At 56.6% G+C, this 24,016-nt stretch carries 27 protein-coding genes and 2 tRNA genes; 9 read left to right on the top strand and 20 right to left on the bottom strand.

What is annotated here, in order from left to right:
* Positions 1-30 precede the first annotated feature (30 nt).
* From H6A20_RS05295 to H6A20_RS05285, 3 genes are read right to left on the bottom strand one after another with little or no spacing between them, the layout of a single operon-like run.
* Positions 31-1,437 (bottom strand): condensation domain-containing protein, encoded by a 1,407-nt coding sequence (locus tag H6A20_RS05295; RefSeq protein WP_204906102.1) that lies wholly within the window; start codon positions 1,435-1,437, stop codon positions 31-33.
* Positions 1,437-2,381 carry an alpha/beta hydrolase gene (locus H6A20_RS05290; protein WP_204906101.1) on the bottom strand — a complete coding sequence of 315 codons (945 nt, stop codon included), beginning with the start codon at positions 2,379-2,381 and terminating at the stop codon, positions 1,437-1,439. The genes H6A20_RS05295 and H6A20_RS05290 overlap by 1 nt, the downstream gene beginning before the upstream one ends.
* Positions 2,382-2,720 (bottom strand): SCP2 sterol-binding domain-containing protein, encoded by a 339-nt coding sequence (locus H6A20_RS05285; RefSeq protein ID WP_204906100.1) that lies wholly within the window; start codon positions 2,718-2,720, stop codon positions 2,382-2,384. It abuts the gene before it with no gap.
* Between the two features lie 240 nt (positions 2,721-2,960).
* Here H6A20_RS05285 and H6A20_RS05280 point away from each other — a divergent pair, with 240 nt between their 5' ends.
* Positions 2,961-3,578: a TetR/AcrR family transcriptional regulator gene (locus tag H6A20_RS05280; RefSeq protein ID WP_204906099.1), complete on the top strand. Its 618-nt coding sequence runs from the start codon at positions 2,961-2,963 to the stop codon at positions 3,576-3,578.
* A 53-nt stretch (positions 3,579-3,631) separates the two neighbouring features.
* Here the strand turns inward: H6A20_RS05280 and H6A20_RS05275 are convergent, their stop codons facing one another.
* The 7 genes from H6A20_RS05275 to H6A20_RS05245 form a co-directional block, all read right to left on the bottom strand.
* Entirely contained in the window at positions 3,632-4,489 is an 858-nt protein-coding gene (locus tag H6A20_RS05275) for a glycoside hydrolase family 25 protein (RefSeq protein WP_243426136.1), read from the bottom strand.
* A gap of 29 nt (positions 4,490-4,518) precedes the next feature.
* Positions 4,519-4,917 (bottom strand): YolD-like family protein, encoded by a 399-nt coding sequence (locus tag H6A20_RS05270; RefSeq protein WP_204906097.1) that lies wholly within the window; start codon positions 4,915-4,917, stop codon positions 4,519-4,521.
* Complete coding sequence (locus H6A20_RS05265) at positions 4,914-6,437, bottom strand: Y-family DNA polymerase (RefSeq protein ID WP_204906096.1); 1,524 nt, start codon at positions 6,435-6,437, stop codon at positions 4,914-4,916. The genes H6A20_RS05270 and H6A20_RS05265 overlap by 4 nt, the downstream gene beginning before the upstream one ends.
* Positions 6,438-6,497: 60 nt before the next feature.
* Positions 6,498-7,844, bottom strand: a complete 1,347-nt coding sequence (locus tag H6A20_RS05260) for an FtsW/RodA/SpoVE family cell cycle protein (protein WP_204906095.1) — start codon at positions 7,842-7,844, stop codon at positions 6,498-6,500.
* 3 nt (positions 7,845-7,847) lie between these two features.
* Complete coding sequence (locus tag H6A20_RS05255; protein ID WP_204906094.1) at positions 7,848-8,177, bottom strand: PadR family transcriptional regulator; 330 nt, start codon at positions 8,175-8,177, stop codon at positions 7,848-7,850.
* Positions 8,178-8,544: 367 nt separating this feature from the next.
* Positions 8,545-8,940, bottom strand: coding sequence for a HEPN domain-containing protein (locus H6A20_RS05250; RefSeq protein ID WP_204906093.1), 396 nt, complete (start codon positions 8,938-8,940; stop codon positions 8,545-8,547).
* A complete protein-coding gene (locus H6A20_RS05245; RefSeq protein WP_204906092.1) occupies positions 8,933-9,274 on the bottom strand; it encodes a nucleotidyltransferase domain-containing protein in 342 nt (113 codons plus the stop codon). The genes H6A20_RS05250 and H6A20_RS05245 overlap by 8 nt, the downstream gene beginning before the upstream one ends.
* A gap of 333 nt (positions 9,275-9,607) precedes the next feature.
* Between H6A20_RS05245 and H6A20_RS05240 the strand changes: the two genes are divergently transcribed.
* The gene (locus H6A20_RS05240; RefSeq protein ID WP_204906091.1) at positions 9,608-9,814 is read left to right on the top strand and encodes a helix-turn-helix domain-containing protein; all 207 of its coding nucleotides are present in this window, start codon (positions 9,608-9,610) and stop codon (positions 9,812-9,814) included.
* Positions 9,815-10,019: 205 nt separating this feature from the next.
* On the opposite strand, the gene H6A20_RS05235 is transcribed toward H6A20_RS05240, so the two are convergent.
* The 7 genes from H6A20_RS05235 to H6A20_RS13530 form a co-directional block, all read right to left on the bottom strand.
* A tRNA-Pro gene (locus tag H6A20_RS05235) sits at positions 10,020-10,093 on the bottom strand.
* A gap of 61 nt (positions 10,094-10,154) precedes the next feature.
* Positions 10,155-10,225, bottom strand: a tRNA-Gln gene (locus tag H6A20_RS05230).
* A gap of 322 nt (positions 10,226-10,547) precedes the next feature.
* Entirely contained in the window at positions 10,548-11,762 is a 1,215-nt protein-coding gene (locus H6A20_RS05225) for an LL-diaminopimelate aminotransferase (protein WP_204906090.1), read from the bottom strand.
* Between the two features lie 21 nt (positions 11,763-11,783).
* Positions 11,784-12,623 carry a diaminopimelate epimerase gene (gene dapF / locus H6A20_RS05220; protein ID WP_204906089.1) on the bottom strand — a complete coding sequence of 280 codons (840 nt, stop codon included), beginning with the start codon at positions 12,621-12,623 and terminating at the stop codon, positions 11,784-11,786.
* A gap of 115 nt (positions 12,624-12,738) precedes the next feature.
* Complete coding sequence (locus H6A20_RS05215; RefSeq protein ID WP_204906088.1) at positions 12,739-13,014, bottom strand: TM1266 family iron-only hydrogenase system putative regulator; 276 nt, start codon at positions 13,012-13,014, stop codon at positions 12,739-12,741.
* A gap of 1 nt (position 13,015) precedes the next feature.
* Positions 13,016-14,224, bottom strand: coding sequence for an FprA family A-type flavoprotein (locus H6A20_RS05210; protein WP_204906087.1), 1,209 nt, complete (start codon positions 14,222-14,224; stop codon positions 13,016-13,018).
* A gap of 227 nt (positions 14,225-14,451) precedes the next feature.
* Positions 14,452-16,362 (bottom strand): peptidoglycan DD-metalloendopeptidase family protein, encoded by a 1,911-nt coding sequence (locus H6A20_RS13530; RefSeq protein ID WP_243426135.1) that lies wholly within the window; start codon positions 16,360-16,362, stop codon positions 14,452-14,454.
* A gap of 187 nt (positions 16,363-16,549) precedes the next feature.
* Between H6A20_RS13530 and H6A20_RS05200 the strand changes: the two genes are divergently transcribed.
* From H6A20_RS05200 to H6A20_RS05170, 7 genes are read left to right on the top strand one after another with little or no spacing between them, the layout of a single operon-like run.
* Complete coding sequence (locus H6A20_RS05200; protein WP_204906086.1) at positions 16,550-17,518, top strand: transglutaminase-like domain-containing protein; 969 nt, start codon at positions 16,550-16,552, stop codon at positions 17,516-17,518.
* A 12-nt stretch (positions 17,519-17,530) separates the two neighbouring features.
* Entirely contained in the window at positions 17,531-18,568 is a 1,038-nt protein-coding gene (locus tag H6A20_RS05195; protein WP_204906085.1) for a type II secretion system F family protein, read from the top strand.
* 45 nt (positions 18,569-18,613) lie between these two features.
* Complete coding sequence (locus H6A20_RS05190; RefSeq protein ID WP_204906084.1) at positions 18,614-18,964, top strand: hypothetical protein; 351 nt, start codon at positions 18,614-18,616, stop codon at positions 18,962-18,964.
* Positions 18,961-19,467 (top strand): DUF4860 domain-containing protein, encoded by a 507-nt coding sequence (locus H6A20_RS05185; protein ID WP_204906083.1) that lies wholly within the window; start codon positions 18,961-18,963, stop codon positions 19,465-19,467. Before H6A20_RS05190 ends, H6A20_RS05185 begins: the two co-directional genes overlap by 4 nt.
* Positions 19,464-19,916, top strand: a complete 453-nt coding sequence (locus tag H6A20_RS05180) for a type IV pilus modification PilV family protein (RefSeq protein WP_204906082.1) — start codon at positions 19,464-19,466, stop codon at positions 19,914-19,916. The genes H6A20_RS05185 and H6A20_RS05180 overlap by 4 nt, the downstream gene beginning before the upstream one ends.
* Entirely contained in the window at positions 19,913-20,395 is a 483-nt protein-coding gene (locus H6A20_RS05175; protein ID WP_204906081.1) for a hypothetical protein, read from the top strand. The genes H6A20_RS05180 and H6A20_RS05175 overlap by 4 nt, the downstream gene beginning before the upstream one ends.
* A 46-nt stretch (positions 20,396-20,441) precedes the next feature.
* Positions 20,442-21,506, top strand: coding sequence for a type IV pilus twitching motility protein PilT (locus H6A20_RS05170; RefSeq protein ID WP_204906080.1), 1,065 nt, complete (start codon positions 20,442-20,444; stop codon positions 21,504-21,506).
* A gap of 57 nt (positions 21,507-21,563) precedes the next feature.
* Here H6A20_RS05170 and H6A20_RS05165 read toward each other — a convergent pair whose 3' ends face one another.
* The 3 genes from H6A20_RS05165 to H6A20_RS05155 are packed head-to-tail and all read right to left on the bottom strand — an operon-like array spanning position 21,564 to position 24,002.
* Positions 21,564-22,100: a signal peptidase I gene (locus H6A20_RS05165; protein ID WP_204906079.1), complete on the bottom strand. Its 537-nt coding sequence runs from the start codon at positions 22,098-22,100 to the stop codon at positions 21,564-21,566.
* Between the two features lies 1 nt (position 22,101).
* Positions 22,102-23,187 carry a MucBP domain-containing protein gene (locus H6A20_RS05160; protein ID WP_243426134.1) on the bottom strand — a complete coding sequence of 362 codons (1,086 nt, stop codon included), beginning with the start codon at positions 23,185-23,187 and terminating at the stop codon, positions 22,102-22,104.
* A complete protein-coding gene (locus H6A20_RS05155; protein ID WP_204906078.1) occupies positions 23,184-24,002 on the bottom strand; it encodes a hypothetical protein in 819 nt (272 codons plus the stop codon). The genes H6A20_RS05160 and H6A20_RS05155 overlap by 4 nt, the downstream gene beginning before the upstream one ends.
* Positions 24,003-24,016: the final 14 nt, after the last annotated feature.

Genomic DNA, 24,016 nt, shown 5'->3' with positions numbered 1-24,016 from the left:
GTTTTCCTCCTCTATCTTCTTCTTTTTCCTTTATACCAGTCTGATGATCTCGCCGATGGTCAGATCCGGATTCTCCGCCCCCTTGAACATGATCCTGCACAGATAGTAGTACAGGTACTCCAGTTCCTCCCGGGAGTAAGCCTTGACCTGGTGTTCAAAATTGAAGTCCAGCCCGTTGTCTTCCGGCCGGTGCATGACTGTCAGATACACGCCCTGAGGGCAGGTGCCGTTGGGATACCATTTTGTCTTGTAACGGATATCGCCCAGCTCGGTGAGGCCGTTCTCCTGCAGCGTCATAGGCTGATAGGTCAGGGAGATGGGCTCGTAGCCAAGGCCCGCCCGGGGCTGCGGATAGCACCTGGAGCGGCAGGCAAAATAGGCGGTCGGGTCGTAGTTGGCATGACGGAAGATCTCATTTTGCTTGTCCCGGATAGCAAAGACGCCGTCCACGAACTTCATATCCTCAGGGAACACCGTGCGCAGCGGAAAGGAATGGATCCTTGTGCCGCCGGATTTTTTCTCCTTCAGAGTCGCTCTTCTTGCGATGGCGTTGTTGATGGACACATCTTCAAAGCCGTTCATCTTCTGGTAATAGGTGCGCAGGCCCATGAGGAGCAGGCACGCCAGCGACACGTGGTATGTCCCGCAGAAGTCCATCAGCCGCTTCGTGGGCTCCGCCTCCAGATGGAAGATGTCAAGCGCGGAGGCAGTGTCATCGGATGCGTTGAAGGCGGTGCGCAGCTGCGGGTTCCCGAACATGGCCCTGGCCGCCTCCAGCCTGTCCCTGCCGTGGAGGCCATTGTAGATGGGCTCGCCCCCCTCTCTGATCTCCTTTTCAAAGAAAGCAATGTCCCTTGCCTGGGCCCTGCTGCCCGCCTCGTAGGCCAGATCCTTCTCGAGCTGCTCGATGTAGGAGGCCATGTCCTTCGGATAGGGGACACCCTCATACTTCTCATGGCAGTAGAGCTCGATGATGTCCTTCAAGAAGCAGATCAGCGACTGGGCGTCCACCACCATGTGGTGTCCCAGGAAATAAATGCCGTTAAACCCGTCCGGCATTTTGATCATGACAACTCTCGTCATCGGCGAGTCCGCCATCTTAAAGGGAACCGTGGTCCACTTCTGCATGACCGCTTCGGCCTCCTCCATGGTGCCGCCGGAGAAATCCGCGAACTCGATCTCCTTCTCCTCCGGATCCGCCACGTACTGATACCAGGTGCCCTCTTTGTCTTTGGCAAAACGGATCCGCATGCCCTCGCTTCTTGCGTACGCCTTATTGATGGACGTTGCAAGCAGGTCCCAGTCCAGCTCCACCTCGATGGTCAGGCTTGTGCCGATATTCAGCACCGCCGCCGAAGGGCAGAACGGCAGGTAGTACAGATGGAATTTCTGCGCCACTGTCAGCGGATACACCTTATGTCCTTTTCTTTTTCTCATCATTTCATGATCCTCCCGATAAATGAATCCAAAGCCTTCTCGTAGCCTTCCGTGTCCTTATAATAGCTCTCGCCGTGCCCTGCGCCTCTGACGATCAGCTTCGTCTTTGGAGAAGCACAGTTCTCATAAATCTTCTCTGTCATCCAGCAGGGGACGAACACGTCGTCTGCGCCGTGGATAAAAAGGAAGGGCACGGTGGCCTTGCGCACTTCCCTGGACGAGTCGCAGTCATCCAGCCCGTATCCCACCTGCTTTCTGTTCGCCCGGTCCGCGATCTGCAGCATGGGAAAGGCCGGGATATGGTACATGCTGTGAAGTACATGCGTGAAAACATCCTTCATGGATGTGAAGGCGCAGTCGGAGACGATCCCCTTCACCTGGGGCGGCAGCTTAAGGCCGCTCATCATGCAGACTGTGGCGCTTCCCATGGAATTGCCGTGAAGCAGGATCTGCGCGTCCCCGCCGGTCTTCTCCACCATCCAGTCCACCCACCGCACCCCGTCAAAGCGGTCCATGCTGCCGAATCCGATGTGCTCTCCCCCGCTCTGCCCGTGAGCCCGCAGGTCCACCAGCAGCATCCGGAAGCCCCGCTTCAGATAATAGTCTGAGAGGCTGCCGTAATCGTTCAGTCCCTCGCTCGTGTACCCGTGAAAACAGATCACGGCCCGGTTCCCTTCCCCGCCTTTAAAATATGTGCCGTGGAGTTTCAGGCCATCGTGGGATGTGATCCACACGTCCTCGTGGGGCTGCTCCATCATCCACTCCCGGCGCGCCTTCATCATGGGGATATATTTCTCCCAGTCCACGCCGGACATCTTCATCGTCCGTTCTGTCTTCGCATTGCAGCGGATCATCGTCCGCCTGTACAGGTAGGCGCTTCCGCCCGCCTCCGCGGCAGCCAGCACTCCCAGGAGCGCCGCCGCCCCCTTCATGATTTTTCCCATTTATTTTCCCTTCTTCTTGCTGTCGATGAGCTCCCTCAGTCTCAATGCCTTCTCGATATTTCCTTCCACTTTCAGTTTCCCGAGCGTCACTGCCAGGATCGGATCCGTCTTGCCGTCCGCGATCTTAAACAGTGTCTCCGCAGAGCAGGTAAACATGGCGTCCCTGTCAAAATACTCATAGGGCTCCACATACAGCTGTCCGTCCCTCACCTCGGCGTAGAAGATCCCTTCCGCCTCACCGGTGATGTTGAACTGATAGGCCAGATGCTCGTGCAGATCGCTCACATCCGCGTCCATCAGCATGCCCTTTACCTTTGCAAACATATCCGCGTAGGTCATAGCTACCTCCTTCTCGACCGATTTCTACATTTTTGACCATCGGTCATATTGATTACTCTGTAAGAGTATCATTTTTTCGGCCGTCGGTCAATTGTCTTTACACGCAAATTCACCGTGGATCACGGCCTGCTTTTTGTGCGATTTTCCAGTTGGCGGTCTGTGTTCTGATGTGCTATAGTAGATAGGAAATCTTTCCCTCCGCAACAGACGGGTGACGCATAGAAAAGAAAGGGGATCTGTATGCCGAAACAGGTGAAATATGACAGAATACTGGACGCTCTTCAGGAGCTTTTGAGACAGCAGAACCTGCAGGCCATCTCCGTCAGCCAGATCGCACACACTGCCGGGATCGCCAAGGGCAGCATCTATTACTATTTTCCGTCCAAGGACGCGATCCTGGACGCGCTTGTGGAACGCAACTACGAGAAGCCGCTGCAGACTGCAAAAGAACTGGCATACCAGACCGGCATCTCCCCCTTTACCCGGATGGCCATGATCTTCCAGGCATGCCGGAACTCCTCCGCGGAGTTCATGAAGGCAAAGGAGGGGGATGAGGCGGACAGCCAGGAGAGATCCTTCCTCCATCAGAAGTATCTCAATCATATCATCACAGAGTTAAAGCCCGTTCTGGCCGAGATCATCCGCCAGGGCATTGAGGCGGGGCAGATCCGGTTCGACGCTCCGGAGGCGCTGGCTGAGATCGTGCTGATCGTGCTGACCGTCAAGCTGGACAATACGCTGATCCCCTCCACCGCCGGGGAGATCGGCGAGACGATCGGCGCACTCATCTCTCTTCTGGAAAAGGGAACGGAGAATCCGCCCGGATCGCTGAATTTTCTTATGAGCCAGCTGTCGTAGGAGACAGATAGAAAAAGACAGATGCAGCCATCAAAAGCCTGCATCTGTCTTTCTTACTTTCTCTTGCTCATCTCTATATTCAGATCCACCGGTCCTTCAATCCCGTCCACTGTCCCCTCGTTCGTGTACTGCCACATGGCAAAGTGGTAGGGCGTCTGGGGAAGGGGTTCATAGTCCGCATACCAGACGGGATAACCCTCCAGTTCCTCCAGGTCCAGCTCAAACGCCTCCCACAGCATGTTGCTGTAGATCATGGGCTCATATCCCGCCTCCCGGATCCTCTCGCAGAACACCTTCGTGTTCTCCGTAAACTGTTCCCCCGACACATGATCTGTTCTGGCCTCGTCATACAGGATGTGCTCCGGGTCATAGACGACCGGCATCTGCAGCTCGCTTCCCTGCAGAAGCTCCAGCACAAAGTCCGCCTCCTCCAGCGCTTCCTCCCTGTCAACCGCCTGCGAAAAAAAGTACACGCCCACATCAAGTCCCGCATTCCGGGCATTTTTCATATTGTCCTGAAAGCAGGGATCCGGGTTCAGCGTGCCCTCTTCCCCGTATCCCCTGTACCCGATGCGGATCATGGCGAACTCGAAGCCGTCCGCCTTCACCTTCTCCCAGTCGATCTGCCCCTGGTACTGGGACACATCCACGCCCGGCCGGGAAAGATACGTTTCGTCTTCATAGGCGGCCCTGCCGTCTGTGCGCGAGAACCCATCGTCCCGGTACTCCTTCTTTGGAACCGACGGGTTGATATCCATCCGGTATGTCTCCCCGTACACATCGACAAAGTCCAGCGTCCCGGCCTGCCCTGTCCCTGCTTCTTCCTGCGCGGCCTCCTGCGGCTTTTCCTCCTGCGGCTTTCCCCCCGGCGCACAGCCGGACAGGCTCAGAACAGACAGAGCCGCCGCCATGAGACAAAGCAAATATCTTCTGTTCTTCCTTACCATTTCAGATCCACCACACAATCTACATCCACTTTGGTCCCGTCATCCAGCAGGATCCTCTTCCCCTGCGCATCCACCTTCCGGATCCGGCCGCAGACCGTGCGGCTAAGTCCCCCGTCCTTTCTCTGATCCGGCACAAAGTACGTAAGGCGGACCTGCGGCTTTTCCCCCGGCATGGAGCCAAGCGCCCGCAGCTTATAGTCCAGTTCCTCCTTCTCCTCGTCCGTGAGCTCCGGCCTGCCCTCCGTGAAGCGGGCGCTCTCCCGGATCACATCCCCGTAGCCCGTCAGCGCCGCGAAGGGCGCGAACTGGGCCGCCCGGTTCTCCCGGGACATCTGCGGATGCCGTGCAGACACGTGATGCGGCAGATGAATGATATCCTCGTAACCTGTCATGCCTTATGCCCTCCGATCTGTCTGTTGCGGTCCCTGGCCGTCGCCCCTTCCTGCAGGTTCATGCCTTTGAGGACCGCATTCTTCCCATACTTCTTCTTGATCGCCAGCAGAGCCTCCTGCACGCTCCGCTCTCTGCCAAGCTCCTCCTCCTCGCGCGCTCTTTGCCTGCTGCGCACCGCGTAGTCGGTAAAGAGGTCCAGCTGCTCAAACTGCTCTTTCTCCGGGATCTCCGTCTCCGGGATCACATGGGTGGCGGCCATGGTGATCCGCCGCACCAAAAGATCCGCATCCACGATCCGGTCAAACAGCTCTGTCACCGCCTTCGTGATCCGGCGGGTGGAGGAGGTGTACTGATCCAGGTTGGCCGTGCCGTGCGCGTGCACCGGCACGGCCCGGCCGTAGCGGTCTGTCCTGATCTTCCCCCGGTACTGCTGACGCCGCCCCTGATCCCGCAGGTTTTCGATGTCATACCCGACGGTGAGGACAACCTGGTCCGTGACCAGCCTCTTATCCACCAGATCCAGCACCAGCAGATCCGCCATCTCCTGCGCCACGAGCCTCGCCTTCTCAAAGGGATAGGGGCAGTGCAGGACCTGACCGGACCCGACGCTGCTGCTCCGGGGCTTATACGCTTTGATATCGGCCATGGTGCACGGCTCCCAGCCCCAGGCATGGTCGATGAGAAGCTCCGCGTTCACCCCGAACAGGCGGTAGAGCAGCTCCTCATTATAGTACTCCCCCGGCTTCCCGACAGAGCAGCGGGCAATGTCACCCATCGTGAAGAGGCCGTACTCTTCCAGCTTCTTCGCATAGCCCCGCCCCACTCTCCAGAAGTCCGTCAGGGGCCGGTGCACCCACAGAAGCCTCCGGTAGACCGCCTCATCCAGCTGCGCGATCCGGACGCCGTTGCCGTCCGGCTGGATGTGCTTGGCCACGATATCCATCGCGATCTTTGCCAGGTACAGGTTCGTCCCGATCCCGGCCGTCGCCGTGATCCCTGTCTCGGCCAGCACTTCCAGTATGAGCTTCATGGCAAGATCCCGGGCAGTCATCCGGTATGTCCCCAGATAACCGGTAGCGTCAATGAACACCTCGTCGATGGAGTAGACGTGCATGTCCTCCGGCGCAATGTATCGCAGATATACTTCATAGATCCTGGCGCTGATCTCCATGTAGCGGGCCATCTGCGGCGGCGCCACGATATAGTCCACCGCCAGGGCCGGATCCCGCTTCAGCTCCCCGTCCAGCACGGAGCTGCCCTTCAGCCGCCCGCCGGGCGCCTGCTGCCGCCGCTTTTCATTGACCTCCCGCACCTTCTGCACCACCTCGAAGAGCCGGGGCCTTCCGGGGATCCCGTACGCCTTGAGGGACGGGGATACGGCCAGGCAGATCGTCTTCTCTGTCCGGCTTTCGTCCGCCACCACCAGGTTCGTCTTCATGGGATCCCGCCCCCGCTCCATGCACTCTACGGAGGCGTAGAAAGACTTCAGGTCAATGGCGATATATGATTTCTCCGTCATGTCTTCCTCCTTGTTTCCTACAGCATACCACAAAAGCGTGCATCGAACAAGTGTTTGTTTTTACCAGTTTTCAGTTTTTATCGTCATTTTTATACGTGGCATTTTGACTTTTACATGGCGCGGATAAATATTTTTGTACCTGTATATGCTTAATACGATCCCAATGAGCCCGTATGAAACAACAAGATAACTTCCACCTGCAGATAAGAACGGGAGAAATGTCGCGGTTGGAGGAAGTGCTCCCAGATTTTCCAATATATTGATCAGAAAACTTACAAGGAAAACCATGCCGCATCCACATCCCATTATCATCCCCAATTGGTTTTTCTGCTTCATGGCTGTCCCAAAAACAGCAGCGATCAAAGCAGCCAGAACACAGCATACAAGGATGGCTGCGATCATTCCGTACGTAGATGATAAGTACGTCAAAATATAGTCTGCGTTAAAAGCAGGCAAAGATCCCGGTATATCCGCCCCGCTGCTTCCTATCAGTTTATTTGTTGTCAAAAAAGAGCGCAGCATTTCAGTCACATAACTGACATCTCCACTGCCGGAAACAAATGCCTGTATACGCGCCTTCTGGTATGAATCCAGAACATTTCCAACATACATCCCGCAGAAAGCTACAAGTGGAAGAGCTATAAAAATGCTCCAAAGCCCAGCCAGTGTTTTTTTCTTCGATACCACAAACCAATCCTTCCAAACGGCGATTGTCAGCATAACGAGCATGGATATCAACATAAGGCCTGCCGTCATCATTGCCGGTATCCTGCAGACAAGAAGAACCGGCATGACCATCCACGCAACCGTTTTCATCAATCCCCTGTAACCCAGTCCATGATATGTATAGATCACTCCTCCATAAACCGGAACATAGAACAGCATCAATGCCTGTATGGATATCAGCCTCCCGCCTATCATCATACAGTAGGTGCCATTTACGATGCCGCCAAAAAGCAGGGTCAGTAAACAGACCGCAAGCAATGCAGCGGCAATCAGTTTGGAAGATCTGGCCAGTACTGTATAATCCATAAAATATACGCCCGTCATAACTGCAATTCCCACTATAACATGCATCACATATCTGCCGGAAGTATATGCATCACCCCCGTCGATGTGTCTGGTCATCATGGTATGCGTCATAATACCTACTACACTGATCAATGCAATGATAAGAAGCAGCTTCCACGCAATCTGGGGCTTGTGGATACGGTCAAGCGAAATGCCCGTCTCGACCGGATCTCCCATATCCTTCACAGCCGCTTTTTCCGCGCTTTCGCAGTCCATGCCGGCATGCATGTTTGCCTCGATCTGCTCTTCCATATGGTCCTGCAGCTCCTGTCGTATATAAGGCCGGGCTTTCCTGCAGCGGATCTGTTCCAGTACTATCTTCAGATATTCATCCATCAATCACACCTCCAATGCCAGAACATTCGATACTGCTGCCGAATACTCTCTCCATTCTTCCGTTTTCTTCTCCAGCAGTTTCCCTCCCTGGTTTGTCAGACTATAATACTTTCTGGTTTTTCCGCCAGATTCCTGTTCATATACGGTTAATAAGCCTTTCTCTTCCAGGCTGTGCAGCAATGGATACAGCGTTCCGGCCTTTAATTCAAACACATTCTGAGACCTCCGACGCAATGTGTCGATCATCTCATAACCGTACATATCCTTCTCAGACAACAGTTTTAAAATAAGCATGGTCATGCTTCCAGAAACTAATGATTTTTCAACAGCCATATGAATCATCCTTTCTTATATAGGCAGTCTATATATCGTTTATCTATATATAATACATATCTACACGACACGTCAAGTCTTTTTTCGCGATTACAGGGAAAAGTAAGGACCGCCGCTCCAGAAGAGCGGCGATCCTTTTCATCACCATTCCATCAAACAGGATTTGTTCTTGCTTCATCTCCGCAAAAAACGGGAAGTTATTTCATTTCCACAACAATGGAATCTGCCATTACAGCTCCGTCCGCGAATGAACTGCTGTACATACTTTTTGATACGTCTTCATATGAAAGAAACTTGTTTACACAGTCTCAGTTTTGCATGCAATATACTAATTACATCTTCTGAAATATTAATTCATCATCTATCTTTAATTATCCTTTTCCAAATATTTCTTCACTGCATCTACAAATTTCTCCGCTTTCTTATACTGTTCCACAGCATCATTTCCAGACACCAGAAAGAAATCAGCATAGTCACAGTTGTTCCTGATCTGAAAAGCACTGCTTATGTATTTGGAATATTCTTTATCAAATTTCCCAGTCTTTACATATTCCTTCTGAAAATAAGCAATTACTCCTGCGTGTTTGGAGAAGTCTACTTTATCCAGTGCAAGGATAGCTCTGATAGCTGAAAACATGGCATAGTATGATCTTCCGATGGAATCCTTATATTCTCCGGCATCAAGCAATATCTTAGCGGAGTGAAGTTTTTCTTGAGTAGACTGTAAACGATATTCAACAAGTTCTTTCTGATAATCAGGCACTCAGCTTTACTCCTTCCTGTGCGATATTTCTGTAATAGGGGAGTATATCTTTATAAGCTTCAAATTCACTATATGGGATTACAGTCGGGGAAATGATTACCTCATAATCTAATTCCAGATCCGAAACGATATCCCATATTTGCTTTAATTGATTTTGTAGTTCCTGTCGTTCACCTTTTACGATTGCTACAATATCAATATCTGACTCTGTGTTATAATCTCCCCTCGCATATGAACCATACAAATATATATCACACAAATTCTGATCATAAATACTGCGGTATATTATAACGATTTTTTTCAATATTTTTTCAAGATCGTTCCGTGTACACATATTATCCGATCCCCTTCCAAAAATAAAAGTATAATTTCTATGCCCGAAATGCTTATATAAGTATTATACCTGTAACTTATCTTTTAAACAATTACTTTATTTGGAAGTGTAAAATACATATCATCGTCCAGTATAATTTTTTCAAATCGTTCGTATTGTTCTTTTGTCCATTCCATTTTACGCCCCTCCTTCCGCAACAGGTCTGTTTGTCGTTTTTCTCTGTCTGTGATTTTCATATTATCCTTAAAATAATTAAGGTCGCAGCAAGACTATTTTTCAATAGTCGTGTCGAGACTTCTCTATAATGGAGAAAATTAAGGGAAGTAGAGAGACATGATATTTGAAAACATTCGTAATCTCCGGGAAGATAATGATAAGACACAGCAGGAAATTGCTGATTATCTGAATATAAAACAGACAACATACTCCAAGTATGAACTGGGAAAGATCAATATTCCGATTGAAGTTTTTATCAAACTGGCGGACTATTATAATGTATTTTTGGATTATCTGACGGGAAGATCAAAGAACAAAAAATAAGGATCATTGCTTTTGAAAGAGCAGTGATCCTTTTCTTCATACCATCTTTTCTTTATGTATCGCGCAATAGATATTTTCGGACAGGAGCATACGCGCAAGATTTCCTCCTTATATTTATGTCCGTGAGGTAACACCAGGTAACACGAACATTTGATTAAATATCGGCTGTTTGGTGTCCGAAAACCTATATTTTTGCATGAAAAAATCGGAGTGACAGGATTTGAACCTGCGACCTCTACGTCCCGAACGTAGCGCTCTACCAAGCTGAGCCACACTCCGTTATAATTGACCGGAACTTCCAGTTGTATCACTGAGAAGTTCCAGCGCCCCTGCCAAGGAACTACGGATAGAGGACTCGAACCTCTACTAACAGAGTCAGAGTCTGCTGTGCTGCCATTACACCAATCCGCATCGTCTGTAGTTCTCTATTCGTTTTGTTCAGCGAACAAATATTATTATAGCAGGCTTTTCCAAAAAATCAACCCCTTTTTTGATTTTTTTACTGGTTTGACAAAAAAATATCGCACCCATTTCTCACCCGTGCATTTGTTTCAATTTTTCGAATTGTATGATGACCGGATCCATCTATTTGTCCCATAAACAGAGCAAACTGACATCGCAAATTGTATCTGCGCGCATCACAACTAACACAATTCCACACCAGTACAAGCAATTGCGGACGTAATACTTTTTAAAAGTATTACGTCCGCAATTACGTCCGCAATTACAATTGCTACATCTTCTTGATCCGCTCTATCGCCGCCACCGTGTTCTCGTAAGAGCCGAAGGCGGTCAGCCGGAAGTATCCCTCGCCGCTTGGGCCGAAGCCTGAGCCCGGCGTGCCGACCACGCCGGCCCGCTCCAGCAGATGATCGAAGAACTGCCAGGAAGTCATGCCCTTCGGTACTTCGAGCCAGATATAGGGAGCGTTCACGCCGCCGGATACGCTGTAGCCGGCGTCCTTGAGGCCCTGGAAGATCACCTTTGCGTTATTCATGTAGTAGGCCACCTGCTCCCGGAGCTGCGCCCTGCCAGCCTCAGAGTAGACCGCCTCGCCGGCCCGCTGTACGATGTAGGGCGCGCCGTTGTACTTCGTGCCGTGGCGTCTCGCCCACAGGGAGTGGAGCGTCACATCGCCGGATCTGATATCCTTGGGGATGATGGTGGCGCCCAGGCGTACGCCGGTAAATCCCGCGTTCTTGGAGAAGCTGCGCAGCTCGATGGCGCAGGTCCTGGCCCCCTCGCACTCGTAGATGCTGTGGGGCACATCCTCCTCAGAGATGTACGCCTCATAGGCCGCGTCGTAAATGATGACCGCGCCCACTTTGTTGGCGTAGTCCACCCACTCCTGCAACTGGGCCTTTGTGATGGTGGAACCGGTGGGGTTGTTGGGGAAGCACAGGTAAATGAGATCCGGCGTCTCCTTCGGCAGCTCCGGCGCGAAGTTGGTCTCCTTCGTGCAGGGCATGTAGATCACGTCGCTCCACGTCTCCGTCTCCGGATCATACGTGCCTGTGCGGCCTGCCATCACGTTGGTGTCCACATAGACCGGATACACCGGGTCGCACACGGCCACCTTATTGTCCTTTGCAAAAATCTCCTGGATGTTTCCGGAGTCGCTCTTGGCCCCGTCGGAGATAAAGATCTCATCCGCCCGGATATCGCATCCCTTCGCCTGGTAATCGTTCTTTGCCATGGCGCTCCGGAGGAACTCATAGCCAAGATCCGGCGCATAGCCGTGGAATGTCTCCGCGTGCGCCATCTCGTCCACGGACCTGTGGAGCGCGTCAATGATGGCCGGCGCGAGCGGCTGGGTCACATCGCCGATGCCGAGGCGGATGATGGATTTCTCCGGGTTCGCCTCCTGGTAAGCCGCCACCTTTTTCCCGATCGTGGAAAAAAGATAGCTGCCCGGCAGTTTCAGGTAATCTTCATTTACTTTGAACATCGCTTCGTATCTCCTTGTCTTTTAAATCTCGCCGTCAAACACATGGACGGCCGGTCCTGTCAGCCAGATCTCTCCGGTATCATCCCGCCACTGTACCGACAGGTCTCCTCCTATTAATTTTACAGTAACATCCCGGTCTGTCAAGTCATTTAGCACACCGGCCACCGCCGCGGCGCAGGCTCCCGTGCCGCAGGAGAGGGTCTCCCCGCTCCCTCTCTCCCACACCCGCACCCTGATGGTCCCGCGGTCCTCCACCTGGACGAACTCCGCGTTGACCCGCCGCGGGAATCTGCCGTGGTACTCGATGGCCGGCCCCAGATGCTCCAGATCCAGCCCCCGGATGTGCCTTCGGAAAAGAATCACATGCGGATTTCCCATGGATACAGCCGTCATCCGGTACACATCGCCGTTTACGCAGACCGGCTCATCGACCATATACGTATGCTCCGATATGGCGGGCACCTGGTCTGCCTCCAGCACCGGTTTCCCCATGTTCACCCCCACGGCCCGCACCTGCCCGCGCCCCGGCCCCTCCAGGCCAAGGAGCTTAAGCGTCCGGATACCGGAGCGGGTCTCCACGGTCAGCTCCGTCCGGTCCGTAAGCCCCCGGTCATAGACGTATTTCCCCAGGCACCGGATACCGTTCCCGCACATCTCGCCGGGCGAGCCGTCCGCATTGTACATCTCCATGGCAAAATCCGCCCTCCCGGAAGGGCGGATCAGGATCAGACCGTCCGCCCCGACCCCGAAATGCCTGTCGCTGAGCTCTTTCGCCTTTCTCTCCGGCTCCAGGACTGTCTCCTCCAGACAATTGACATAGATATAGTCGTTCCCCGTCCCCTGCATCTTGGAAAACCTCATCACCCTCGCCGCTCCTTCCGGCAGACGCTCTCTCCTATATATACGGCCGGCAGATCCGTTTTAGAAGATGTCCGGAAAAGAAAGGCGGAGGCCTGTGCCGCCTCCGTCTGAAAAACTATACTTTTGCCGTCAGTGTCTTTGCCGTCACGCCGGGCGTCATGCCCAGCTTGCCGGACAGGGCGCTCGTGACAGGCCCGGGCGCGTCCATGACCACGCTGATGATGGACACCTGCCTCTGCCGGTAGGGGATCCCCATCCGGCCCACAATGTAATGCCTGTACTCGTGGAGCAGTTCATTGACTGCAGCGGCTGCCTCCTCGTCCCGGACGATGATGCTGACCACCACGACCCTGCTGTCCTCTCCCGCTGCTCCTTCCCTTGCCTTCTCCATCCTACATCGCCTCCGCGATCTGCTGCGCGAACGCGTCAAGCTCCGTCTCCCGGCCATTCTGCAGGGCAGAGCGGATGGAGATCCTGTTCTCCAGGACGGTCATGTTCTTCATCTCCTCCAGCTTCGCGCTGATCAGCCGTCCGGAGGCCGCTGCCCAGGTGCCGTTCTCCATGAGGGCCACCGTCTTGTTCTGCACGGAGAGGGCCTTCATATCCTCCAGAAGGTCCGCCATGGGCGGGTAAATGCCCCCGTTGTAGGTGGAGCATGCCAGCACGATATGGCTGCAGCGGAAGATCTCTGCGATCAGTTCAGACACGTGCGTCTGGGAAACGTCATACATCTTCACATCCTGCACGCCCTTCTCCGTCAGCCGTGACGCCAGGGCGTCCGCCGCGTTCTCCGTGTGTCCGTAGATGGAGCCGTAGATGATCACCACCGCCTTGTCCTCGGCTTCATACCGGCTCCACTTGTCATACTTGCCGATAAACCAGCCAAGATCGCTCCTCCACACCGGCCCGTGCAGGGGGCAGATCATCCGGATATCGAGGGCAGCCGCCTTCTTCAGCAGCGTCTGTACCTGCATGCCGTACTTCCCGACAATGTTGGTGTAGTACCTTCTGGCGTCAGCCAGCCACTCGCCCTCAAAGTCCACTTCATCGTTGAAGAGCTTTCCGTTCAGGGCTCCGAATGTCCCGAACGCGTCCGCCGCAAAGAGGACCTTGTCCTTCTCGTCATAGGTCACCATGACCTCCGGCCAGTGCACCATAGGCGCCATGGCAAAGTGGAGCGTATGGGCGCCCGCACACAGGGTCTCCCCCTCCTTGACCGCCACCATGCGCTCTCCGGCGTCAAACGCGCTGGCATCGTAAAACTGTCCGATCATCTGCAGCGCCTTCACGCTGCCCACGACCTTCGCCTCCGGGTAGCGCTGCATCACCTCTACGATCGTGCCGCAGTGATCCGGTTCCATGTGCTGCACCACCAGGTAGTCCAGGGCGCGCCCCTGAAGCGCGTAGTCCACATTCTCAAGGAACTGCCGGGAGGCCGCGCTGTCCACGGTATCCATCAGCACCGTCTTCTCATCCAGAATCAGATAGGAGTTGTAGGACACTCCGCGGGGAATGGGAAACAGGTTCTCAAAGAGGGCGAGCCGCCTGTCGTTGCAGCCGACCCAGATGATGTCGTCCGTTACATGTCTTGTGATCTGCATATACTAAAACCTCCTGTTTGTGTATATCAATTGTACCTGCGAAGCAGGGCAGCCCGCTGCCGGGCTGGATTGCACTTCGTGCAATCATTATACCATACTCCCGCACCTGTGTATGCCGGAATTTTGCACATTTTTTATCCCTTATATACCTCCAAAAACAGCCTGTATGAATAAAAAGGCTGCCGCCCGGACAGTTCAGGGCTGCAGCCTCGGTCTTCTTTATAATATTACTCTTCTTCCGGGAAAAGATACGGCGCAGGATCTACCGCAGTACCCTGGATCTCAAGCTGGAAATGCAGATGGTTTCCCGTCGACCTTCCCGTCGTGCCGCTCAGACTGATCTGCTGTCCTTTCTCAACCTGATCTCCCTTTTCCACATACATTTCGCTGTTATGGAAGTACTTGGTCACCACACCGTCCCCATGGTCGATCGCGATCCAGTTGCCTGCCGACGCGTCATAGCCGACGCCGGCAACCGTACCGGCCGCCGCTGCATAGACAGGCAGGTTCTCCTCTCCTGTTCCAAGGTCAATGCCGTAGTGGTAGGAATGACTCCACTCACGCCATCCAAACGTGCTGGTCACACTGGAACCCGGACAGGGATCCACGAACTCGTCAAGAAGGCTCTCATACTCTCCCAGAGTCATCCTGTCCAGTCTGTAGAGATCGTACGTCTCCATCTGATAGATCAGACTTTCTCCGTAGTCGCGGTCTGTGGCCCAGCGGCCCGCGATCCGCATGGCGAATGTGTTCGCGTCGTGCACGCCCCCGATCAGATCGCTGTAGACCTCCTTCAGAAGTTCCGCCCGGTCCTCCATACTCTCCGTATATGTATAGTATGCCCGGAATCCGGCAGTGGTCATATACCTCTGCCCAAGCACGGTCTCCTCACCGGTAAGCAGATCCACTGATCCGGCCGTACCGGTCCCCTTGATCCCGAACAGATTGTTATACTGGTAAGCCAGGTAGGAAAGTCCTCTTCCATCCTCGCCTCCGGGTCCGTATGTGCCGTATCCTGACTCCTGGATGATCTGCGCGATGGTGACAGACGCCGGATAGCCGTATTCATCCTGCACCTTCAGGGCGCCTGTGATCATCTCGGACGTGATAAAGGAAGGGATCCCTTCCAGCGGCATATCGGTCTCATACTTGGTCCGCAGTTCCTTCGGAAGCAGGTACTCGGACGGCCTCCAGGAAAGTTCCGGAAGAACCTCCATCGTAAAGCTGTTCAGGGGCACATCCTTTTCCTGCATCTGCGTCCCTGCCGCGCCCGGCGTCTCAGGAGATTCCGGCGCCGCCGGGGTCTCCGGCTGTACCGCCTCCGGTTCTTCCGCCTCCGGCTCCTCTACATCCGCCTCATCATCCTCTGGAACGCCGTCCTCTTCAAGTGCATCGTCTGCATCTGCCTCGCCGTCCGCCGGCTCGCTGTCCTCTTCCGGCGCATCGTCTGCATCCGCCTCGTCATCCGCCGGCTCGCTGTCCTCTTCGGGCGCATCGTCTGCATCTGCCTCGCCGTCCGCCGGCTCGCTGTCCTCTTCCGGCGCATCGTCTGCTTCCGCCTCGTCATCCGCCGGCTCGCCATCCTCTTCGGGCGCACCGTCTGCATCCGCCTCGTCGTCCGCCGGCTCACCGTCCGCTTCCGGCTCTTCAGATTCCTCTGCCGGTTCCTCTGTCTCCTCCGGTGTCTCCGGCTCTGTTTCCGGCGCAGGATCCGGGGTTGGCTCTGTCTCCGGCTCCGTCACAGGCTCAGGTGCAGGCGTTGTCTCCGCCTCCGGCGCCGATTCGGATGCCGGCGTCGTCTCCGGCTCCGGTGCTGGCGCAGGGTCCGGGGTTGACTCCGCCCCCGCTGCCGGCTCTGTCTCTGCTGCCGGCTCTGTCTCTGCTGCCGGCTCCGGCGCAGGTGCAGTCGTCTGCCCGGAAGCCGGGTCTGTCCCTCCCTGCAGCGCCGTCTCCACTGCTTCTCCTGTATCTGCCGCCCAGCCGTCCACGACGCCGGCGCGGACGACCGGCGCGGCTATGATCACAGCCGCCGTCACTGCCGAGAGCAGCCGCCATCTGTTGCGATATTTTTTCTCTTTATCCAACGGGCTCACTCCTTTCTCCTGAATGATCGTGATCTCGTATCCTGTCAGTCCCATTCGGACTGATCGTGATAAGTACGCGAAGTACAAGTATTATTATATCGTATCTTTCCCCGTAAGTCTTCCTTTTTCAGGCATTTTTTAAATTTTTGTCTCCTGTTTCTACATAACTTTATACGTAACCGCTTGATTCCGGCTGTTTCTGCCCATATACTATATAGTAGGCAAAAAGAAAGGAGTCCCTATGTACCGAAGACATTGGATCCGGCGTCTGTGTCTGGCCTGCGCCTTCCTTCTGCTGCCGCTTATGCTTTCCGGCTGCGGGGAGCAGAAGGCAGGCGTGGAAGAAGCGGCGGCGGCAGAAGACGCTTCCCCTGCGGGAGAACACGGAACCCGTCCCAGCGAGCCCACCGTATATGAGCCTGCCGCCCCCCAGACGCAGGTGCTCGGGACAGACACGCTGACTGTGGACATTTCCAACACAGACCAGGGCTACGTCATGGCGCGCTATACCGGCAGCTCCGACAAAGTAAACATCCAGATCACAGGTCCTGACGATGTGGCGTACAAATATTTCCTCACACCGGGCAGCGCATTCAGCGCCCTCCCTCTGACAGGCGGGGACGGGACTTACCAGATCGACGGGTATGAGCATCTGTCGGACAGCAAGTATGCGGTCCTCTTCCGGGAGACAGCGGATGTACGGCTTGAAAGCAGCCTGCTTCCCTTCCTGTATCCCAACCAGTATGTGAATTTCACCAGGGATTCCCTGGCCGTCTCGACTGCCTCCGAAGCCGTCGCAGACGCGTCCTGCGACCTGGACGCGGTCTCGGATATCTACCACTATGTGATCGCCCATGTCTCCTACGATGAGGAGAAAGCTGCCGGCGTCACAGCTAACTACCTGCCGGATGTGGACGAGACGCTGCGGACCGGGACAGGCATCTGCTTTGATTACGCCTCCCTGACCTGCGCCATGCTCCGCTCCCAGAACATTCCCGCCCGGCTGGAGATCGGGTACGCAGGCGACATCTACCACGCCTGGATCAGCGTCTACACAGAGGAGACAGGCTGGATCGACCGCCTCATTGAATTCTCCGGAAACGGCTGGACCCGCATGGATCCCACCTTCGCTTCCGGCAACGGCAACAGCGACACTGTTTTGGAATATATTGGCGACAGCGCCAATTACCGGACGCTCTACGTCCGCTGAGAAAGGAGTCCCATGAAAGCATTAACCAACCCTGAACTTATCTCCTTCTGCCGGCAGGCAGCCCTGCTGCTGCGCTCCGGCATATCCGCCGCGGAGGGGCTGTACCTGATGGCGGAGGACACGCCGCAGGAAGAGGGAAAAGAACTCCTCTCCTCCCTCTCCCGGGAGCTGGAGCAGACCGGCAGCCTTGCCGGCGCCCTGCAGGCCGCGGCAGTCTTTCCCTCCTATATGTGCGCCATGGTCCGGATCGGGGAGGAGACAGGCCGGCTGGACGATGTGATGGAAGCCCTGGCCCGACATTTTGAGCGGGAGGACCGCCTCTCCCGGAATATCCGCAGCGCCGTCTCCTATCCCCTGGCCATGATCGGCATGATGCTCGCCGTCATCGTCATCCTGCTTGTGAAAGTCATGCCTGTCTTCCAGCAGGTCTTCTCCATGCTCGGCGTAGAGATGGACGGCGTGTCCGGCGCGCTTCTGGAATTCGCCTACGCGCTTCGGAATTACAGCGCGGTCATCCTCCTTTTTGTGCTGGCTGTCTGCCTTGTATTTTTCTGCCTTTTTTTTACCCGGACAGGGCGAAGCAGGCTTCTGGCCTTTTCCCACCGTTTTATCCTGACCAGACGGCTCTCCCGGAAGATCGCCGGTTCCCGTTTTGCCGCAGGCATGTCCCTGTGCCTTGCCAGCGGTCTGAATGTGGAGCAGAGCCTGGAACTGACAGCCCCGCTCATCGCCCACCCGGAAGTGCGCGGACAGATCGAGGCGGTCCGGCAGGCCGCCGCCTCCGGGGAGAGCTTTGCTGACGCTGTGTCTGCTTCCGGGATCTTTCCCTCCATCTATGCCCGGATGCTTTCCATCGGAGCCAGGGCCGGCGCATCCGACGAGGTGATGCGGCAGATCGCCGACCGGTGTGCAGATGAGATCGATGAGAGTCTGGACAGTATCGTCTCCAAACTGGAGCCGACGCTGGTCGCCATTCTCTCCGTAGCAGTCGGCATGATCCTTCTTTCTGTCATGCTTCCGCTTATGGGCGTGATGACCGGCATAGGATAACTTATGCTGTCATGTAAATTTTTGATCCGGAGGTGTAAGATCAGCATGAACCGTTTTGAAAAAAAGCGCGGCAGACTGCATTCTGTCCGCCCGCTGCTTCCCATCCTGCTCTTTTGCGCAGTCATCGCCGCCTTCCTGGCAGGCCTGTCCTCCGTCTCCGCGTCGGCGTCAGAGCAGGAGATCAGGAACCTGCGGGGAGCCGTCCTGCGCGGCGCGGTACAATGCTATGCGCTGGAGGGATTTTATCCGGAAGACATCTCCTATCTGGAGGAGCATTATCATGTCGCATACGACCGGGAAAAATACGTGATCTCCTACGAGGCCGTCGGCTCCAACCTGATGCCGGACGTGACGGTGATCCCGCTGTCCGGGGACGGAAAGGGGGACGTCTCATGAGACACAGACACAGCGCCGGTTTTCTCTTTCCCCTGTCCCTGTTCTGCATCTTCACCATATGCGCCTTCCTCGTTGTGATGACCGGCGCGGGCGTATACCAGCGCATCGCCGGAAATATGGAAGATACGTATTCCACGGGGACCGCTTTCGCCTATGTGGCGGAGAAGATCCGGCAGCACGACGCCAGCGGACGCATCGCCCTGACAGAGATCGGCGGCAGGCCGGCTCTTGTGCTGGCAGACGAAACTTCCGGGAGCTCCTATCAGACGTACATCTACCCGCTTGGAGACGCGCTCTGCGAGGCTGTGGTAAAAGAGGGGACGTCCGTCTCCGTCTCGGAAAAGGATGCTGTTCTGACAGTAACTGATTTCTCAGTAGAAGAAAAACCGGGCGGCTTTCTTCTGCTGTCCGCCACGGACGCTTCCGGGAACCGGGCCGCTTATCTTGTGTATGTCCGGTCCGGCATCCGGCATCTGACAGAGGAGGAGGCGATACAGCCATGAACCATACCAGTCATTCCCGCTCCGGCCTGTTTCTTCTGGAGCTGATCATCGCGATCCTGTTCTTTGCCCTTGGAAGCGCCGTCTGCATCCAGGTCTTCGCCCGCGCCCATCTGACCAGCCAGGCCGCCCGGGATCTGTCCTTCGCTTCCCGGCAGGCTCAAAGCGCGGCTTCCGTGCTCCGGAGCACAGGTGGTTCTCTGGCTTCTCTTGGGGACTATTACCCGGAAGCGGAGATCTCCGGCGCGGATGCCGTCGTCTGCTTTGACGCGGACCGGCAGCCCTGCGCCCCGAAGGAGGCAGACTGCACCATGACCGTCCGCAGCAGGGATACGGAGGGCCTGACGGAAGCCGCCATCACGGTCGCTGGCAGGGACGGCAGCGTCATCTATGAACTTGCGCTCCGCTTTCCGTCACAGCCGGGCGCAGCCGGAGAGGAGGCGCAGCCATGAACGAGAGATCCTCCCGCTCCTTCCGCAGTACCGGCATTGCCTCTGTCGTCCTCATCTTCGTCATGCTGTGCCTGATCACCTTTGCCGTGCTCTCCCTTATGACCGCCCGGTCCGATCTGGACCAGAGCCGTCGCCTGGCCGACAGGATCACCGTCTTAAATGAGGCCGAGAATGCCGCCGGCGATATCCTGCTGTCCGTCGTACACTGCATCGATTCCAACCTGGACGCCGCAGACTCGGACGCCTTTTACCGGGCAGTCCGCAGCCAGCTTGAAGGCGCAGACGGCATCGCATTTACAGACGACGCCCATCTTTCCTACGACGTACCCTGCGGGGAAGAACAGCGGCTCCATGTCGCGGTGGAACTCTCCTACGAGAAGTATCCGGACGGCAGCCGTTACCGGATCCTTGCCTGGAACACAGAAGTGGCCCACGAGTGGGATCCGGATACCCCCCTGCCGCTGTACGAACCGGAATAGCCGGCCGGCCGGAGCGGATTATCTATCACAGAAAGGAACTTTTCTCATGAAAGCAATTGATTTTCTGACAGAGACTGCACATCTGGGCGCCTCAGACCTCTTCATCGTGGCCGGGCGTCCCCTCTCCTATAAAAAAGACGGCAAGATCCTGACCCTGAATGAGGAGTGGATCATGCCCGACCAGACAGAACTGCTGATCCGGGAAATTTATCAGATGGCCGCGGGCCGGGATATCAGCCGTTTCCTGAAGCGGGGCGACGATGATTTCTCCTTCGCCGTGCCAGGCCTCTCCCGCTTCCGCATCAGCGCCTACATGCAGAGGGGATCCATGGCCGCTGTGATCCGGGTGATCTCCTTCGATCTGCCGGACGCCGCCTCCCTTGGCATTCCGGAGCAGGTGACCGGACTTGGGGATTTAAGCCACGGTCTTGTGCTTGTGACAGGCCCTGCAGGAAGCGGCAAGTCCACGACCCTGGCCTGCATCATCGACGCCATCAACCGCGCCTATGAAAAACATATCATCACGCTGGAAGACCCGCTGGAATTCCTCCACCGGCACAAGAAGAGCATCGTGAGCCAGCGGGAGATCAGTTCCGACACCAGGAGCTATGTATCCGCCCTGCGCGCTTCCCTGCGGCAGAGCCCCGACGTGATCCTCCTTGGCGAGATGCGCGATCTGGAGACGATCTCCATCGCCATGACGGCGGCGGAGACCGGGCATCTGGTCCTCTCCACCCTGCACACGCAGGGCGCAGCCAACACCATTGACCGGATCATCGACGTCTTCCCGCCGGACCAGCAGCGGCAGATCGCCGTCCAGCTTTCCTCCGTTCTCCGGGCCGTCGTCTCCCAGCAGCTCATCCCCGTCAGCGGCGGCGACGGTCTGTTCCCCGCATTTGAGATGATGACGGTGACGCCCGCCGTGCGCAATATGATCCGCGAGAACAAGATCCATCAGATCGACGGGCTGATCTACTCCTCTGCCTCCGACGCCATGTTCTCCATGGACGTGAGTCTGCAGAAGATGTGCGCCAGAGGCCTTCTCTCCCCGGAGGAAGCGCTGGCCTACGCGTCCAACCCGGAGATGCTGAAAAGAAAACTGCAGGCATAAAAGGGCAGGCGCGGCTCAGATCTGAGCCGCGCCTGCCCTTTTCCATATATGCTGCGTCTAGTCTCTTCTCATCCGCACAGCCGCGCCGTGGAGCGCCGCCGCCAGCACCACCAGCGCCGCCGCCGTGATCCTGCCCGGGAGCGTCAGCACCGCCGCGAACAGGCCCGGCGGCCCCGGCAGGGTAAAGACCACCTTTCCCAGATAATATTCATAGGAAACCGGGGTGACGTCTTCCTTCTCGTTGGCATCCCCCTTTGTGACCAGCTCGCCGGAAACGACCCGGTTTTGCACCACCCGGTGGGTGATGACCGCACCGGACCCTGTCGCGCTGTAAAAGGCGATCACATCGCCCTCCTGCGCCTGGGAGGGCTCCGTCTCCTCCACATACACAATGCTGCCGGTGGGGATCGCCGGCTCCATGCTCCCGCTGACCACCTCAAAGATCTGCAGCCCCGCCAGACGCGGCAGGGTGAGGGGCACATAGCACAGGATCACCGCCAGCACAAGGAGTAATCCGGTCACATCCAGAAAGAGCGCCGCCGCTCCCCCCGGACGTCTGCCCCGTGTCTGCTGCCTGTCTCTTCGTCCGCCCATCTTATCTGCGTCTCCGGATCAGCAGGAACGCGCCCGCTCCCAGCGCCAGGACGGCCGCCGCCGCGATGCCGATAAACAGGGGCATATTGCCGGCCGGCCGCTGCGAGGCTTCCTCCGCCTCTTCACCGGACTCATCCGGCAGATCCAGATTGCCAAGGGGCGTCTCCTCGTCATCGATATCCACGATCTCCTGCGGTTCCCGGGGCTGCGCTGCCTCGTCCTCTGCTCCGGCGTCCGGCTCTGCGGCTCCGCCTTCGTCCGCCGCGCCTGCATCTGCTGCGGCAGTCCCGCCGTCTGCGTCAGGCGCGGCTGCATCTCCTGCGCCGCCCGCTGCCGTGCCGGGCGTAGCTGCCGTACCGCCGGTGCCGCCTGCTGCTGTGCCGGGGGCAGCCGCTGTGTCGCCGGCGCCGCCTCCGGACGTGTCTGTGCCTCCGGCCGCCGTGCCTGCGCCGGCTGCCGGCTGTTCCACCGGCGTGTAGGTGAAGGTGAAGATGTTCTCCGCCTCATTGCCGGAGAGAGTGCCGGTCAGATTGTAAGCCTGGGGCTGGTAGCCGTCCACATACTGGAACGCCACCACCGGCCGGTCTCCCACCGCGCCGTAGAAGGTCTGGCTCTCCAGAAGGGTGTTCCCGTTCTGATCCTGGTAGTTCACCCGGTAGGACACCATATTGCCCCGGATGCCGTAGGCGATCACATACTCCCTGTCCGAATCCACCATAAAAGAGGAATTGCCGACTGTGTTATTGTCCCGGCCGCTCTCGCGGATCCCGCGGACATAGTATTTCGAATCCTCGGGGAGGGATACCATCCCGGACTGGGGACTGAGCGAGATCCGGTCGCCGTAGTTGAGGCCCGTGATGCGGATCTGTCCGCCGTCCTGGTAGGTCACGCTCCCGCTGCCGCTCACCTGCACGCCGGACGCGCCCGCGAAAGAGCCCTGCCCGCCGGCCAGAAGGGTCACCGTGTAGGTGTACTTCGCGTCATTGCCGCCCACATCCGCCCTTGCGGTGGCGGGGACGATGGAAAACAGGAGCGCGGTCCCGCAGGCCGCCGCGAACATTTTCCTTACTATGTTCCGTATCTTCATCTGCTCCCGTCCTCCTTTCTCCTGCTCCCGCGTCTGTCCCGGGTGCGTCTCACAGCGCCCTCCCCCGCCGGAGCCTCCTCCTCACAGCGTCTTCCGCTCAGGATCCGGTACACGGCGAAGCACAGAAGAAAAAGTCCAAGCGCCAGAGTGAGCAGCGTCCAGATCAATACATCCGACGTATCGCCCGTCCTGGGCGCCCCGGGCCCCGGCGTCCTGCCGCCGGGCGGGGTGTCGGAATCCGCCGGCTCCACCGCGAAATTCATCTGCAGCCGCGCCAGCGTATCCTGGTACGCATTTCCCTGCGTCTCGCCCTCCAGATGCACCTGCAGGGTGATCTCCCCGGACTCTCCCTCAGAGAGGGTATCCAGGTAAAAATACTCTTCCAGCGAGTCGGTGGCCTGGTGCAGACCCTCGCCGCTCTCATTTACCGTATCGCCGCCCACGTTCTCACTGCTGTAGAGGACGTCCGCAGCGCCGTCCGGCCCGTAGTAGGTGAGGGTGTAGCTGTAGGCGCCGCCCTCCGCCACGTCCTGGCTGTCCTCCAGGGTCCGCAGCACCTCGTTTGTCATGTACCACCAGGTGTCGCCCGCGTAGTCGTTGCGAAGTTCCAGGCGGATATCCGCCGTGTCCCCCGGCTGCATCTGGTAGATCGTATCGTCGATCTGGGCGTTGGTAAACGTACTGTCTAAGTTCTCCCCGTCGAACACGACCCGCCAGTTGTCCCCGCCGGAGAAGGTCTCCGCATGCGCGGTGGCCGGCACGGACACAAGGGCCGCAAAAGCCACAGCCGCCGCTGTCATCATTCTTTTTTTCATGCCGCTTCCTCCCC

It is taken from the genome of Mordavella massiliensis, from assembly GCF_016901695.1.
Classification (GTDB): domain Bacteria; phylum Bacillota; class Clostridia; order Lachnospirales; family Lachnospiraceae; genus Claveliimonas; species Claveliimonas massiliensis_A.
This window is presented reverse-complemented; position numbering and strand designations above follow the sequence as displayed.